General features: G+C 47.5%; 17 protein-coding genes. 11 read left to right on the top strand and 6 right to left on the bottom strand.

All coding sequences use genetic code 11. The features are described 5' to 3' along the window. Nucleotides 1-67 precede the first annotated feature (67 nt). From dacA to lipA, 4 genes are all read left to right on the top strand, one after another. Nucleotides 68-1,279 carry a D-alanyl-D-alanine carboxypeptidase DacA gene (gene dacA, locus HA49_RS15175; protein WP_038019069.1) on the top strand — a complete coding sequence of 404 codons (1,212 nt, stop codon included), beginning with the start codon at nucleotides 68-70 and terminating at the stop codon, nucleotides 1,277-1,279. Between the two features lie 94 nt (nucleotides 1,280-1,373). Beyond that, a complete protein-coding gene (gene ybeD, locus HA49_RS15170; RefSeq protein WP_038019064.1) occupies nucleotides 1,374-1,637 on the top strand; it encodes a DUF493 family protein YbeD in 264 nt (87 codons plus the stop codon). Nucleotides 1,638-1,712: 75 nt separating this feature from the next. Then, nucleotides 1,713-2,375 (top strand): lipoyl(octanoyl) transferase LipB, encoded by a 663-nt coding sequence (lipB, locus tag HA49_RS15165; protein ID WP_038019060.1) that lies wholly within the window; start codon nucleotides 1,713-1,715, stop codon nucleotides 2,373-2,375. 140 nt (nucleotides 2,376-2,515) lie between these two features. Then, nucleotides 2,516-3,481 (top strand): lipoyl synthase, encoded by a 966-nt coding sequence (lipA, locus tag HA49_RS15160; RefSeq protein WP_038019057.1) that lies wholly within the window; start codon nucleotides 2,516-2,518, stop codon nucleotides 3,479-3,481. Between the two features lie 192 nt (nucleotides 3,482-3,673). Here lipA and tatE read toward each other — a convergent pair whose 3' ends face one another. The 3 genes from tatE to pagP form a co-directional block, all read right to left on the bottom strand. Continuing rightward, nucleotides 3,674-3,877, bottom strand: coding sequence for a twin-arginine translocase subunit TatE (gene tatE / locus HA49_RS15155; protein WP_038019054.1), 204 nt, complete (start codon nucleotides 3,875-3,877; stop codon nucleotides 3,674-3,676). A 248-nt stretch (nucleotides 3,878-4,125) separates the two neighbouring features. Further along, nucleotides 4,126-4,335 (bottom strand): transcription antiterminator/RNA stability regulator CspE, encoded by a 210-nt coding sequence (gene cspE / locus HA49_RS15150; protein WP_038019505.1) that lies wholly within the window; start codon nucleotides 4,333-4,335, stop codon nucleotides 4,126-4,128. Between the two features lie 149 nt (nucleotides 4,336-4,484). Beyond that, the gene (gene pagP / locus HA49_RS15145) at nucleotides 4,485-5,012 is read right to left on the bottom strand and encodes a lipid IV(A) palmitoyltransferase PagP (protein ID WP_046791875.1); all 528 of its coding nucleotides are present in this window, start codon (nucleotides 5,010-5,012) and stop codon (nucleotides 4,485-4,487) included. A 464-nt stretch (nucleotides 5,013-5,476) separates the two neighbouring features. Here pagP and HA49_RS15140 point away from each other — a divergent pair, with 464 nt between their 5' ends. Then, nucleotides 5,477-6,556, top strand: coding sequence for a malate/lactate/ureidoglycolate dehydrogenase (locus tag HA49_RS15140; RefSeq protein ID WP_038019049.1), 1,080 nt, complete (start codon nucleotides 5,477-5,479; stop codon nucleotides 6,554-6,556). A 70-nt stretch (nucleotides 6,557-6,626) separates the two neighbouring features. Here HA49_RS15140 and HA49_RS15135 read toward each other — a convergent pair whose 3' ends face one another. Beyond that, nucleotides 6,627-7,715, bottom strand: coding sequence for an endonuclease/exonuclease/phosphatase family protein (locus HA49_RS15135; protein ID WP_038019046.1), 1,089 nt, complete (start codon nucleotides 7,713-7,715; stop codon nucleotides 6,627-6,629). A gap of 712 nt (nucleotides 7,716-8,427) precedes the next feature. Between HA49_RS15135 and HA49_RS15130 the strand changes: the two genes are divergently transcribed. From HA49_RS15130 to HA49_RS15105, 6 genes are all read left to right on the top strand, one after another. Continuing rightward, nucleotides 8,428-9,057, top strand: coding sequence for a fimbria/pilus periplasmic chaperone (locus tag HA49_RS15130; RefSeq protein ID WP_084706436.1), 630 nt, complete (start codon nucleotides 8,428-8,430; stop codon nucleotides 9,055-9,057). 43 nt (nucleotides 9,058-9,100) lie between these two features. Then, the gene (locus HA49_RS15125; protein ID WP_046791850.1) at nucleotides 9,101-9,337 is read left to right on the top strand and encodes a hypothetical protein; all 237 of its coding nucleotides are present in this window, start codon (nucleotides 9,101-9,103) and stop codon (nucleotides 9,335-9,337) included. Nucleotides 9,338-9,636: 299 nt separating this feature from the next. Next, the gene (locus HA49_RS15120) at nucleotides 9,637-11,535 is read left to right on the top strand and encodes a fimbria/pilus outer membrane usher protein (protein ID WP_156994675.1); all 1,899 of its coding nucleotides are present in this window, start codon (nucleotides 9,637-9,639) and stop codon (nucleotides 11,533-11,535) included. Further along, nucleotides 11,526-12,602, top strand: a complete 1,077-nt coding sequence (locus HA49_RS15115) for a spore coat protein U domain-containing protein (protein WP_046791848.1) — start codon at nucleotides 11,526-11,528, stop codon at nucleotides 12,600-12,602. Before HA49_RS15120 ends, HA49_RS15115 begins: the two co-directional genes overlap by 10 nt. A 13-nt stretch (nucleotides 12,603-12,615) precedes the next feature. Then, nucleotides 12,616-13,134, top strand: a complete 519-nt coding sequence (locus HA49_RS15110) for a Csu type fimbrial protein (RefSeq protein WP_038019040.1) — start codon at nucleotides 12,616-12,618, stop codon at nucleotides 13,132-13,134. Between the two features lie 393 nt (nucleotides 13,135-13,527). Next, nucleotides 13,528-14,049, top strand: coding sequence for a Csu type fimbrial protein (locus HA49_RS15105; protein ID WP_038019500.1), 522 nt, complete (start codon nucleotides 13,528-13,530; stop codon nucleotides 14,047-14,049). 67 nt (nucleotides 14,050-14,116) lie between these two features. Here the strand turns inward: HA49_RS15105 and HA49_RS15100 are convergent, their stop codons facing one another. After that, nucleotides 14,117-14,677: a YbhB/YbcL family Raf kinase inhibitor-like protein gene (locus HA49_RS15100; RefSeq protein ID WP_038019037.1), complete on the bottom strand. Its 561-nt coding sequence runs from the start codon at nucleotides 14,675-14,677 to the stop codon at nucleotides 14,117-14,119. Between the two features lie 159 nt (nucleotides 14,678-14,836). After that, on the bottom strand, nucleotides 14,837-15,700 hold the full coding sequence (locus HA49_RS15095; protein ID WP_038019035.1) for a phytanoyl-CoA dioxygenase family protein: 864 nt from the start codon (nucleotides 15,698-15,700) through the stop codon (nucleotides 14,837-14,839). Nucleotides 15,701-15,781 lie beyond the last annotated feature (81 nt).

Below are 15,781 nucleotides of genomic sequence, written 5' to 3'. Positions count from 1 at the left end.
TGTCTGTCAGGCATCCTGTTATAGTTTGTGACAAACATTCCTGTCCGCAGATAAAGTTATTCTAAAAATGAACAGAAAGACCTCTTTTAACTTATTTTCTAAATTCAGTGCAGTATCTCTGGCCGCGTTACTGTTGAGCCACTCAGCTCTGGCTGATGAAGTTAATTTAAAAACTATGATCCCGGGTGTACCGGACATCGATGCAGAAGCCTATATTCTGATCGATTATAATTCCGGCACTGTGCTGGCCGAAAAGAATGCCGATTCCCGCCGCGATCCCGCAAGCCTGACAAAAATGATGACCAGTTATGTTATTGGCCAGGCAATAAAAGCGGGTAAAATTCATCAGGATGATATGGTTACGGTTGGTCAGGATGCCTGGGCTACCGGTAATCCTGTGTTTAAAGGTTCATCTCTGATGTTTCTGAAACCGGGTGACCGGGTCCCTGTTTCACAACTTACCCGGGGCATTGTGCTGCAATCCGGTAATGATGCCTGTGTCGCTATGGCTGACTATGTTGCCGGTTCACAGGACGCTTTTGTCGGACTGATGAATAACTATGTTAAGGCTCTGGGGTTAAAGAACACTTATTTTAAAACGGTCCACGGACTGGATGCCGAGGGTCAGTACAGCTCAGCCCGTGATATGGCACTTATCGGCCGTGCACTGATCCACGATGTTCCTGAAGAGTATGCTATCTATAAAGAGAAAGAATTTACCTTCAATAATATACGTCAGACTAACCGTAACGGGCTGTTATGGGATACCAGTCTGAATGTCGACGGCATAAAGACCGGCCATACTAACTCAGCCGGCTATAATCTGGTGGCATCAGCGAAAGAAGGACAGATGCGGCTGATTTCAGCTGTCCTGGGCGGGCGTACCTATAAAGGCCGTGAAACCGAAAGCAAGAAATTGCTGACCTGGGGATTCCGCTTCTTTGAAACAGTGTCGCCGCTGAAAGCAGGAAAAGATTTCGCATCAGAGCCGGTGTGGTTTGGTAACAGTGATCATGCTCAGCTCGGTGTAGAAAAAGATGTCTGGCTGACTGTACCGCGGGGTCGGGCTAAAGATCTTAAAGCCAGTTATGTGCTGAATAATACTGAGCTGCATGCTCCGTTGGCTAAAAATCAGGTCATCGGCACCATTGACTTCCAGCTTGATGGTAAAACAATTGCCAAAGAACCTCTGGTGGTGCTGAATGAGGTGAAACAGGGTGGTTTCTTTAGCCGGATAATCGATTATATTAAACTGATGTTCCACCACTGGCTGGGGTAACCTGGCGGGTTGAATTCCCCGTAACCACCCCAATATAGTAAAGTATTACCATGCCCCCGAATTTTCGGGGGCATCTTTTGTTCACGGAGTCACTATGAAAACCAAACTTAATGAATTGCTCGAATTCCCTACCCCGTTCACCTATAAAGTTATGGGGTTGGCACAGCCAGAGCTGGTTGATCAGGTGATTGAAGTGGTACAACGCCATGCCCCCGGTGATTACTCACCGGATGTGAAACCAAGCAGCAAAGGCAATTATCACTCAGTTTCTATTACGATTAATGCGACTCATATCGAACAGGTCGAAACGCTTTACGAAGAACTCGGCAACATCGAAATTGTTCGTATGGTGCTGTAACCCCCTGCGCCGGGTAATGGCTGATGTTCAGCCTCGACTCCCGGCGCTATACTCCCCTTACCTGTTCTCTACCGGATTAACCCCTTGTCTGAACATCTTATTGTCCGACAGCTAGGATTACGTGACTGGCATGCTGTTTCTCAGGCAATGCATCAGTTTACCGATCAGCGAACGGCTGAGACCAGTGATGAGCTATGGCTGGTTCAGCACCCTGCCGTATTTACCCAGGGCCAGGCGGGTAAAGCGGAACATCTGTTATCTCCCGGTAATATCCCTGTAATGCAAAGCGACAGAGGAGGCCAGGTTACCTATCATGGGCCGGGTCAGCAAATTCTCTACGTGATGATCGATATTCGCCGTCGTAAGCTTGGAGTCAGGCAACTGGTCACGATACTTGAACAAACGGTGATTAATACACTGGCCGATTATTCTGTGACAGCCCGTTCGCGTGAAGATGCCCCGGGTGTCTATGTTGACGGAAAAAAAATATGCTCTCTGGGCCTGCGAATCCGCAAAGGCTGTTCATTTCATGGACTGGCGCTGAATATTGATATGGATCTGGGACCATTCCTGAGAATTAACCCCTGTGGTTATGCCGGAATGGAAATGACGCGGCTGGCGGATTTGGCCGATGACCAACGGTTAAGTGAAGTCCCCCACCGGCTGGTGGATCATTTTACCCAACAGGTAAGCTATCAGCATATCGGGTTTACACAGCAAGCCCCACTGTTACTTTGACCATAGCTTTACAAATATGTAACTTTTGCAGCCTCACGGGGCTGCTCCGTTGCAGGCAAAATGATATACTTTTTTCAATGTTACGAAATTAGTTGAATACAGACAGTCCTGTAGACAATCAGCAAACGGAACCCGCAGAAATGAGTAAACCTGTTCAGATAGAACGCGGCGTCAAATATCGTGATGCAGATAAGATGGCCCTGATCCCTGTTAAAACAGTTGTCAGTGAGCGCCAGGAATTACTGCGAAAACCGGAATGGATGAAAATCAAGCTTCCTGCTGACTCCAGCCGGATTCAGGGTATCAAAGCGGCCATGCGCAAAAATGGTCTGCATTCCGTCTGTGAAGAAGCTTCCTGCCCGAATCTGTCAGAATGTTTTAATCATGGTACAGCGACTTTTATGATACTGGGGGCTATTTGTACCCGTCGCTGCCCGTTTTGCGATGTTGCTCATGGGCGACCATTGCCTCCGGATGCTGCCGAAGCGGGTAAACTGGCCCAGGCTATCGCCGATATGAAACTGCGCTATGTGGTCATCACCTCCGTTGACAGAGATGACTTACGGGATGGCGGTGCACAACATTTCGCTAACTGCATCTCGGCAATTCGCGAAAAGAGCCCTGATATTAAAATTGAAACTCTGGTCCCGGACTTCCGGGGCCGGATGGACCGTGCACTCGATATTCTGACAGCAACCCCGCCCGATGTGTTTAACCATAATCTGGAAAACGTGCCACGGATTTATCGTCAGGTAAGGCCAGGAGCCGATTATCAATGGTCGCTGACATTACTGGAAAGATTTAAGCAGGCCCATCCTGATATCCCGACAAAATCAGGGTTGATGGTCGGTCTGGGTGAAACCAATTCGGAAATTATTGAGGTTATGCGCGACTTACGCCGTCACGGCGTTACCATGCTGACTCTCGGCCAGTACCTGCAACCCAGCCGACATCACCTGCCGGTACAGCGCTATGTAAGTCCGGATGAGTTTGATGAAATGAAAGCTGAAGCTATGGCAATGGGCTTTACTCATGCTGCCTGCGGACCCTTTGTGCGGTCTTCTTACCACGCCGATATGCAGGCACAGGGCATCGAGATTAAGTAATTTCGCTGGCGCAGGGGCAAACGAAAGCGGCCTCTGCTGTTCTTCCCGGGGAAGGTTACCGAATAACTGCGTTAATAAAGATTTGGTGATACGGCATACTGTTGCGATGCCTGAGAAAACAAAAAAACCAGACAGTCTGGCTATCTGGTTTTTACTGACAATAAATACGGGTATTTATTGCGGGACTTACCATTATTCTTTATGAGTCACACGTTCCGCAGGGATTTCCTCTGCTTCACTTTTGACAACGGCTGAATCATCATCTTTCATGGCTTTTTTAAAGCCTTTAATTGCGCTACCCAGGTCACCGCCTAATGAGCGTAATTTATTAGTGCCGAAAAGCAATACGATAAGAGCACCAATGATCAGCAGTTTTGCAATACTGATACCTTCCATAATATACCTTTAAACCTCTGCGAAGATCGTTACATCTACATTAATACGCAATTCTGAGTATAACACAAAACAATTCTGTAACAGACTACGAATAGCACTAATCATACCGAAAGCCTTCCCAATCCTTACAGAACAGACCCAAACCCGGTAGCCACTCTCTGATTTTCTCTACCGCTGCAGGCTATTCTGGTGAAATTCAGGCAATAAAAAACCCGCCAGTGGCGGGTTTTAGAGATTCTGACTGAAAATTACAGGCTGATAACGTTAGCAGCAGATGGGCCTTTAGCACCGTCAGTAATTTCAAACTCTACACGCTGACCTTCAGCCAGAGTTTTGAAGCCATTGCTCACGATTGCAGAGAAGTGTACGAATACATCTTTGCTGCCATCTTCAGGAGTAATGAAACCGAATCCTTTAGATTCATTAAACCACTTAACGTTACCTTTAATCTTGGACATCTTATTACCTTTACATGAAAAATGGACACTAAACTGTGTCGGCATCCAGTACATCAATTCCGGTGCAATTTGTCCAGCGCCATTTAAAGAAAAAGTGATAAATGTCCCAATTTTTTCACAACAGGGCACTTTTTGCACAACAACGATAGCTAAAACTGCAATCTTAACCACGCGAAGTAAACGTTTCCGTTGTTATGCGTACCTGGAATATAGGTCATCTGAAAATTTGCCGGGCCGTAACCAATTGATGCCAGCGGTAATACCAGCGGAATTGGTATATAGTTCCAGTTATTCCGCGCCGTTACTCCGGCAGTATAGCCGGCCCCCAGATGAAACTTCTGGTTACTGAATGGCCGCCATGTGGCCTCCCATCCATATCCACCTATCGGCTCCCATTTATTAAAGGAGTCTTTAAACGCCATCAGGTAAAGACCTTGCCAGTTTCCCTTATCATCATAACGCGAAATACCCCCCCCGGCGCCCCAGGGTCTTTCGTTATACCGGTCAATATGCTCACGATCGTAAGTCAGACGGTTATGCCATGTGATGGCAGGCAGATATAAATCGACAGATTGCGGTGATTTCCACGTTTCAGCAACATTGCCGGTAAAAGTATCCCAGTTCTGAGATATTGTCTGCCCGACTCCCGCGGCCTGTACCCCTGAAACTCCCAGCATTCCTGCCAGCACCACAGCCATTTTGATCGTTCTCTTTGTATACACCAGATTGACCTGCCAGATAATGATTTCTAAATTGTGGTTCCCTGAAGGCCCAGTGGCTCGTTCAGATCCCGACGATTAACGATATTATCTCCCCGCCAGAAACGCCCTGAGGGAGCATGTCATCATATTCCTTCCACCTTAGCCGGAAATTAAACACCAGGCATTGGTCAGAAAAAAGACGACATTTCTTAAATAACGTGCTGTATATGATAGATAAAATTTCACTATCTCTATGGGTATCAGACAGATTTCCCAAAAATGCCAGTTATCGGTTGTAAAAAAATGCTAACCGACAGGAGGTGCAGAGTTTTGGAATGTCACCAGATGCCAGAAAATGGGTAATACAGGGTTCCCGACAAACGGTTAGCCGTCAGCCGGCGGTGTTTATTTACTGTACCTTCAGACAGGAGTGTTAACAGATGTCAGTCTCAGAAAATGAAGTGGTTATCTCAGCCAGTGAACTACACCAGTTTATTTTTTCTCTTTGGCAATATGCGGGAAGTGAAGCTACAGAAGCACAACTCATTGCAGACCATCTGATTTCCGCTAATCTTGTCGGACATGACTCTCACGGAGCAGGCATGGTCCCTTCTTATATGAGATCCTTACAGCAGGGGCATCTGCAACTCAATAAGAAAGCACGCCTGGTGAAAGACAGCGGTGTTATTCTGACCTTTGATGGTCAGTCAGCATTCGGACAGGTTGCCGCCCGCCAGGCTATTGACGCGGGTATCGACCGGGCCCGAAAATTTGGAATGTCAGCCGTCGGTTTGCATAACGCTCACCATATCGGACGCATCGGTTATTGGGCGGAGGCCTGTGCTGAACATGGACTGGTATCATTTCACTTTGTTAATGTCACCGGTGACCCGATGGTAGCTCCGTTTGGTGGCAGTGATCGTCGTTTCGGCACCAATCCTTTCTGTGCCATTTTCCCCAGACCCGGCAAACCACCCCTGTTGCTTGATTTTGCTACCAGCGCTATCGCCTTCGGTAAAACCAGAGTGGCATGGAACAAGGGTGTCCTGGTGGGCGAAGGTTCTCTGATTGACAGCACCGGACAACCCACCCGCGAACCTGCTGTCATGCATCAGTCTCCTTATGGTGCCCTGTTGCCTTTCGGCCACCATAAAGGTTATGCCCTGGCAGTCATGTGCGAAATACTGGGAGGTGCACTTTCCGGTGGTCAGACAACCTACACTGAAACACTACAACCCAGCCATGACGCAATATTCAACTGTATGACCTCAGTCATTATTAATCCTGAAGCTTTCGGGGCTCCACATATGGAACAGGAAGCAGAAGCTTTTATCGAGTGGGTGAAAAAATCCCCTGAAGCCGGTCATCAGCAAATTAAAGTGCCGGGCGAATGGGAAGCTATGAATCGTGAAATCAGACAGCGGGAGGGCATACCTCTGGATATTCAAAGCTGGAACGATATCGTGGCTGCTGCCAGGATTGCCGGTATGCCTGAGAATGAAATTCCTGTTTGCCGCTGAGGTGGTGGATAGGACATTTCATCCTGGTTTCAGCCAGCTGACACTGGCTGAAACCCTGTTTGAAACTAAATTAAAACCGTTCACCAGGCGTATGAACTGCAGAGACTTCTGAATCAGTCTGTGCCAGAATCTCCCGGGCCATTTGCTCATCCTCAGGGGCCTTTTCGAGACTTTGCTGTTCCTCCCCTTTCTCTGGTGAATAGATGAGATGGGCAAGAAAAGGGTAATGATCGGAACCGATACTCTCCAGACGTCGAAGAGCACCCAGTACAAAATCCTGACTATGAAACACATGGTCAAGGGGCCAGCGGAAAATCGGGTAACCGGCATGAAAAGTGCAAAACATCCCTCTGCCTCTGCGCGGATCTAACAGGCCACTGAGCTTAAGAAACAAACGAGTGGTGGCCGACCATGCCACATCATTCAAATCACCTGTGACAATGGTTGGCAGACGGGTATTTGCGACACTTTTCCCTACCATCACCAGTTCTGCATCTCTGTCAGTCGACTCATCATTTTCAGTAGGACTTGGCGGCATAGGATGAAGACAATGCAGGCGGACTGAAACCTCATCATTAAGTTTTACCAGCATATGCATTGACGGAATTTCATCATCGACCAGATACTGAATTTGTACATCACTCAGAGGGAGTTTTGACCAGACATGCATGCCATAAAGGTTATCTTTCGGGCACTTAAGACTGTATGGATAATCTCCGTCCAGCACATTCAGTTGCTGCTCCCACCACAAATCAGTTTCCACAGCCACCAGAATATCCGGACGTTCAGTACTTACCAGTTTCAGGAGTTTGTCCGCGCCACGGTTTGGCGTAAGAACATTCGACACCAGCAGACGTATTCCAGGTTGTCTGATATAGCCGCTGGCATCTCTGACCTGCTTCTTACCCCAACCGGTGTAAGGCAATACCCACCAGCCATGATAAACAAAACATAGTAAGGTAATTATCAATAAGATTCCGCAAAGCAATGGTGCATCTTGCCATACGTAGAATTGCATCAAAATCAGCCCCCCGGAAATTACCAGCAGCTGTACCCTGGGAAAATCCCAGATCCTTACCCACCAGGCAGAATGACGTGACAGAGATGCCAGACTTACCAGCATCAGTAGTAAAGTTAAAAAACAATCCAGATAGATCACAACCACTCCTTCCGCGATGCCAGTTATACGACTTTTGAGCAATTACAGCTGATAATAGTACAGATTATCAGTATGGCAGCTGATGCCGGCAATTTTCCGGCCAACAGTTATGTAAAGGTCGAACCAGTATTCCTGCAGACACTAATCTTCACCATAACCTTACATTTAATCGTGTTATGCAAAAGTTCGTGCCCCGTTGATAAAATTATCAACAGATAATTAATTTAAAATTATCAAACAAACAAGATTAACAACACGAAACTCTATGCAAAAGCCAGCATAAAAAACCTGCACCGCCTGGAATTTCATCTTTTAAATATCAGGTTAATTAAACTATTACTCTCCCTTACTAAAGTGATTGATTTTTAATCAGATCAATTAATTTCAGGAATCAGTAAAAAAACCAAATTAGTTTATAAAACCACAAATACCAATAAATTCAGTATAAAACACCTAAATATCACACAAATCAACATATAAGGAATAATAAACAAATGAGAGCAGGTTATCATAATATGTATCATTTATTTTCAAAACCTTAACAACTAAATAATAAATAGTTGATGGAAAACCATAAATAGTGTTCTATATTTAACTCAATAACAACACACTGAGCACAGCAATGAAGTTATATAACTCATTGATTAAAAAAATAATTATTCCAGCATCATTCTCATTACTGACCTAGCCTCTCTTCAGTCAGGCGGGAGGGATTCGTATTTCTCCTATTACTGTGGACATCGCGTCTCAGGATCGGGCAAGCCTGATTACATTGTTTAATATGTCTGATGAAACGAGTAATCTGCAGGTGCGCGTATTCAAGTGGACCCAGTCTAACGGTAACGATAATCTGACGGATACGGATGACATTATCGCCAGTCCGCCATTTATTACTCTGCCGCCTGGCGGGTCATTTAATTTCAGAGTCGTCAGAACCAACGATGCGAAAGTGAATGCTGAACAGAGTTATCGGGTCATTATCGATGAACTACCAAAACCTCAGGATAAACGCAGTATCGGTACTGGTGTCGGTATTCTTATCAGGAACTCATTGCCACTGTTTGTCGTAAACGATTCCGCGATACCAAAGGTTCAGCCTTCGATTTCAGATTCAGGGTTGATAATGACCAATAATGGTACCCGCCATGCATTATTGTCCGATGTTGAGATAACTAATCTAAACACCCAAAAAAAGCTCAGGCTGACAGTGAATACCGTTAACGGATATGTCCTACAAAATTCATATAAAAACTATCCAATAGCTCGCGGATTTTATATTCCGGGGGATAAATATCAGGTGACTTACAAAGTTAACCGACAGCCTGAGAAGAGCACCCTTTAGCGCAAAAATAAAATTTTGATGATAGTAAGGAACGGCAGCTACCATGAGTAAGCGCAACACTAAAAAAGCCGTTATCTGCACTTTATTCACCTGTGAAGCATTATCTTCAGGGGTTGTAATGGCGTCTCAGGTATATAGCTTAAATGACATTCCCACAATACCACCGGGCGGCCAGCAGCAATCCGGTGATATGTCATTATATTTATTAATTAAAATAAATGACGCTTCGACTCAGAGCCTGGTGAATGTTAAGTACAACCAGCAAAAAAAACATTTTTAATTCGTGCCGAAGACCTGAAGAGTTTACGCCTCAACTTTAAGGACATTCCGGCTGGTAATCCCTGGGTTGATGTCAGCAAATTACCCGGAGTTAAAACCGTTTATGTCCCCGACGATCAGATACTGAATTTATATATCCCGGACGCCAGGCTGACACCTTATCAAATCTCGCTGAACAATGGCCCGGAGACTAATTACAAGTTACTGAAAAAAAATGCCCTGACATCGGCTATCATTAACTACAGCCTGTATAACACTCACTACAATAGTGACGACTTTATCTCTGCCAGTGTGCAGGGATTGTTGAATACCGGTGTCGGTAACTTTTACACCTCCGGCGTGTATAACAATAAATCTTATTACGGCACCGAAGGTACCGTACGGCTGGATTCGTATTGGCAGTATATCGATCCTGAAAAAATACGTTCTTATACGCTGGGTGATTTCACGACTAATACCGTTAACTGGGGCACCAGCGTCAGGGTAGCTGGATTTCAGTGGGCCAGTGCCTATTCACAGCGTTCGGATATCGTCACCACTGCCCTGCCGCAGTTTTCAGGGTCTTCGGCTGTTCCTTCGACACTCGATTTGTTCGTTGATCAGCAGAAGATCTATTCCGGGGATATCCCCTCAGGACCTTTTGACATTAAAAACCTGCCTTTTGTCTCCGGTAATGATGTCACCATAGTCACGAAGGACGCTAACGGCCAGCAGGTCAGCTCTACCCACGCCTATTACTACTCCCCGGACCTGTTACGTCAGGGGATTAATGAGTTTTCTGTGGATATTGGTATTCCGCGGTTTAACTACGATGCCGAATCCTCTGACTACGACAACAAAGTGGTCTTTGGTTCAGCATCCAGTAAATATGGTTTATCTGACAGCACGACACTGACAGTTAATGGCCAGGGCACCACCAATGGCTTAAGCAATGGTGGTATTGGTATTGCGCAGGGTTTATTTGGCCACGGTGTATTAAGCCTTGCCGCCGCAGGCAGTCATTATAAAGACAGGAGCGGTATGCTGGGTCAGGCCAGCCTTGATGGTCGCATCTCTGACAATATTACCTTTAACTCCAGTTATCAGAAATCAAACAGCAATTATTATGACCTCGCACGAGTTTCTAATTTAATTTACCAGGAGAAATACCAGAGAAATGTCGATGAGGACGAATATACGGCTATCACCTATACTTCACAGGCTAATGAAATCACCCGGGCGGGCATTAACTACTCTCCTTTTCTGGGCTGGACCTTTGGTACTTACTTCAACCGGTTAGTTTATTCAGGTAGTCGTTATAATCTTGTTTCGTTTAACGTAAATACCGGGATTATCCCAAACCTGAATATTTCGGCCAACCTGTATAAAAATCTTTCAGGGAATGATACCGGTGGTTATATCGTACTGACCTATAACTTTGATAATAAATACAATATTTCTTCTTCTGTCAGTCGTGATAATGGCCGTAATGGCTACACCGAACAAATTAACAGTATTGCTGATTCGGGGATTAATACCGGATCCTGGGGTGCCTCTGCCACTCAGTATGAGGGTGGAGATAATGATTACCAACTGTACGGTAATTTCCGTGGCCGTTACGGCACTTATAACGCCAGCGTACAGCAGTACGGCAGCCAGACACAAACCACGGTATCGACCACCGGTGCCCTGATATTTGCTGATATGGGTGTCTATCCTGCAAACGAAGTGGGTCAGAGTTTCGCACTGGTTAAAAACGCGGGCCCCGGTACACATATTCTTAACGGCGGGGTGGATTTAGGGACGGCGGACAGTTCAGGTCATTTCCTGATTACCGATATGACACCTTATATCGCCAACCATATTTTCCTGGATACCACCAACCTGCCGATTGACTGGCAGACACAGGATACAGAGCAAACCGCTATCTCGGCGTATCAGCAAGGAAGCTTAGTGAATTTCAAAAGCGAAAAGGTTGTTTCAGCAACAGTGCTGTTGGTTGACATCAACCATCAGCCACTGCCTCCTGGCTATAAAGTGATGCTAAACGACAGCAGCGAAAGCATGACGGGCTACAGCGGTGAAGTTTATTTGCAACAACTTAAACGTAATAACACCCTGACAGTCAATCTGCTGGATAAAGGGACCTGTACCACCCGTTTTAGTTACGATTCTGCAAATTCATCTACAGTTAAAATAGGGCCTTATGTATGTCAGTAACCCTTAATTATCCGGCTTATAGCAGATTTGATTCTGCACCGTTAACGGGTGCTCTGAAGTCATTTGTCTGCAAAGCCACTGCTTCCCCCCTGTTCCGGTTAGCAGTTTTTGGTTTATTGCTACTGGCAGGCTTGTTTCTTCCGGGTAAAGCCTGGGCTACATGCACGTTCACGGCAACCTCCACCGGGGGAACTTCACAGACGCAGACGCTGACATCAGCCACAATATCTTCCGCATCGTCGATGACGATTACCGGCAACTGGGCCTGTTATAACGGCAGTACGACCACTGCTTCAACCAGCCCGTATATTTGTATCCGGGCAACGTTTACCGGCACGACTAACACGATTAATGGAAGCGCGATCTCCTACACCACGTATGCTGCGGCAGGTGGAGCGGTAACTGCCGCCAGCGCAGTCTCCGGAACTTATTACGGCCCTGCAACAACCACGACGGTGAGCGGTACCAAAAACCTTGCCAGTACAGTCACCATAACGGCACCGGCCTCAACCACCTTTTTTCCGCCGGGAACCTATACCACCACCGTCAGCCTTTACGTGGATATGCAGGCCAACAGCAGCTCTGTTTGTGAGGGAGCCTCCGGTGGTGGCTGGGACTCTGGTACTCAGGTACTCACCTTTAACATAGTGGTTCCCAGTGTTTGTTCGCTGGTGTCCACCAGTACTGTTGCGTTTGGCACCATTACTGACATTGGCACCGCACTGACAAACCATAATGCCACCGGTGCGGTAGTCACCAAGTGCAATTACGGCACGGCTTATACCATCTATCTGGGTGACGGGAATAACCGTATCTCTGGCAGCTACCGTCGGATGGCTTATGGCAGTTATCTGATGCCCTATCAGCTTTATAAGGATTCGACATACTCCAGTGTCTGGGATGCCACCGGAGGAACCACCGCGACCGGTGGCAGCGGTGGTGTGACATCATCGGGCACCGGAGCTAATCAAACCTTTGTGGTTTACGGGCAGATACCAAAGGGAGTCACCCTCCCGACGGTGCCCGGATCTTATACCGATACGGTAGTCGTCACAGTCACTTACTGACCGGGGAAAACAAATGCGTAAGCTATTAATTGCAGCGACTGTTACAAGCCTGATAGCCATACCTGCTACTGAGGCCGCCACTGTGACCGGCAGCCTGACTGTTTCGGCAACGCTGGCGGCCAGTTGCGCTGTAAACACCAGTACCACCGGGACCACTACCACTGCTGTCCTCAATTTCGGTACCGTCACTTCAATGGCGGCCAATATTGATGCCAGTACTTCGTCTACCGGTGGTAGCAAAGTGACTGTGCTGTGCAGTAACGGTACCGGCTGGACATTAGCGATGAATGGCGGATCGAATGTCAGTGGCACACAGCGCCGGATGCTGGGCGGAAACACGGAGTATGTGCCATATAACCTGTATTCAGACAGTGCCCGTACCGTTGCCATCGGGATTAATACTACCGCACTGAGCGGTACCGGCACCGGAGCTCTGCAGTCATACGATATTTACGGGCGTATTCCTGCCGGCAGTACTCTGGCGACACCAGGGGCTTATACCGACACAGTAACTATGACACTGACTTATTAATCAGAGCCGGGTGTTGAGGCGAACGCAAATAACGTTCAAAGCCACTTCTGTCGTTCAGCAGGCAGTATCCAGCCCGCTGTGTCTGTAAAAGATAGCGCCATTCCGCTTTGTGTAGTCGCTAAGCACTACTCACAGCGTGACTGGCAGGGGGTTATGCTGCCGATATTTGCAAGCAAACTCAGTACCAGATTCCGCACTTGCCACTGTGCGGGAAATACCCGGGTAACGATAAATTTTCCGGGGGAAGTTGAGGCGTAACATTCACCGGCTCAGGGGCTAACCAGACGTTTATCGTTTATGGACGTAAACCTAAGGGAGTTAAATCCCGACCACGCCTGGCAGTTACACCGATACGGTCGTGGTAACCGTAACATACTGATAATCGAGGTTTTTATGCGTAAATTATTAATAACAGCTGCAGCTGCCACTGTTTTCGCAGTCCCTGCAGTCGAAGCAGCAACAAATAGTGGTACTTTAACAGTGGAGGCCACCGTTGCCGCAAGCTGTACAGTCAATACCAGTTCTACCGGGACAACCACTAACGCGGTACTGAACTTTGGTACTGTGTCTTCTTTCGCCGCAAATACTGATGCCAACACCTCTTCTACCGGCGGAAGCCAGGTCGGAGTATTGTGTAACAACGGTACTGCATGGACTCTGGCAATGGATGGTGGTTCTAATATCAGCGGAACAACACAGCGTCAGATGGAAGGGGGCGATACCGAATACATCCCTTATAACCTATACTCTGACAGCGGCTACACCACGGCGATTGGGGTTAACACTACTGCGCTGTCCGGTACAGGGACGGGTACCCTGCAGTCTTACGATATTTATGGTCGTATTCCTGCCGGTAGCACCCTGCCTTCAGTAGGTGCCTACTCTGATACCGTCACCATGACGATTACTTACTAAGTGTGACGGAGGCATCAGTCCTCCGTAACCGGTAGTCATCCCCGGTCTGCCCGTTTATGCGGGCAGACTATTTTTTACCTGAAAATAATCCCGACATCCCCGCTGCCCCCAGTGCATGCCCTTCCAGTTTTTGCAACAGTTCCGCCTGAGTCAGGCCTTCCGGCAAACTGTCCGCCGGTAAATTTGTGGCTATCAGAGTAAAGGTGTAAGTGTGGGTATCACCATTCGTCGGAGGACAAGGGCCATTATACGCCAGTTTTCCAAAGCTATTTTTCCCGCCAGTAAAACCCTGGCCATTAGCCAGAGCTGTTCTGAGAAACTGATGCTGAGTCGCCGGAATACCATAAGCAACTAAATGGGTCGCCCCCAATCCGTTTCGCCCTTCCGCATCCTGAATAATGAGTGCAAAACTTTGTGTGGCTGCTGGCGGATTTTCCCAGCTCAGTGGCGGAGAAATATTTTGTCCGTGGCAGCTTTTGATATGGGGAAAATTTCCCCCCATTGCCGACGGCATAAAATGACCGGAAGTAAAATCAGGGGAAGATAAAGTGAAAGGTGCCGCTACGGCGGCAGAGGCTACCGCTATGCTCAGGCTGGCAAACAACACACTGGTCAACGTTTTATTCATCAGTCATTCCGGTAAAAGGTTCTGCCGGCCATACCGGCAAGCGCTGAATACAAATCTGTCGCTCCACCCTGAACCAAAATACCGAAAAACACAATGGTTGTGCCGGGGACCTGCGCCCCGGCGACGTAAAATTTCAGAAAAACATTTGGTTAACAGCGATCAACGCGGGTCTTCTCCGGCCTGCTGCACAAAAAATGAAGCACCTTTAGGCTTTTGTGGCAAACGGAACTGATTGTCCACACAACGAATGTTCCCACTCTCTTCACCTGCAACGACCTGACGTTCATGTTGTGAAGGCAACGGATTTTCAGCCAGCGGTAATGCATCTTCGGCTGAATAGACAGTAATAAACAAAGTCCGCGGCAATGGGCTGTTATTGGGTGCCGAAGCATGTAACAGACGGGTATGCATAAAGCAGACGCTACCCGCAGGTCCCAGGCAGGCTACCGGCTCTGCACACAGTTCTTGCACCACCTGCTCATCCACGGCACCGGTAAATTTACCTGCCTGCCAGTGGTTATGTAGGGGCCCCTTGTGACTGCCCGGGATGACCTGCAACGGGCCATTATCTGCCGTAACTTCACTGACCATCAGTAAGGCCGTGACCAGGTCATCATTGGTATGCGGGGTAAACAGAAAATCCTGGTGCCATTTCACCTCGGTTTTGGTGCCGGGTAATTTAGAATTAATTTTACTGTGGTGAAAACGTACTCCGGGGCCAATCAACTGTGCTGCAATCTCGCTCATCCGCGACTGGCAAGCCGCCTGATAATAGAGTCCTGATATTTCTGTGGGCGAGGCAATCCTGCGTAAGGAAGGATGATCTGCTGAGTGATCGCTGTCAACATCAAAGCGCGGACGCCCGTCGATCGTTTCGCCATAGGCACTGCTATGCTGACGACTCTCTTCAGCCCAGGCGGCAAATACCGTCTGTAGTGCATCAATCTCTTCAGCTGAAAATACCTGATTTACTACCAGTACGCCCTGCTCATGAAACTGATCGACCTGCCATTGTTCAATCATAACTGCCTCTTCACTGCCGCAGAGCTACCTGCCTTACCACCACGGCGATTAAACTGATGCATTCAGCAGGTTTAACGCTGG

This window comes from Tatumella morbirosei (assembly GCF_000757425.2).
Taxonomy (GTDB): domain Bacteria; phylum Pseudomonadota; class Gammaproteobacteria; order Enterobacterales; family Enterobacteriaceae; genus Tatumella; species Tatumella morbirosei.
Note: the sequence above shows the minus strand (reverse complement) of the source record. Positions and strands in the feature narration are given on the sequence as shown.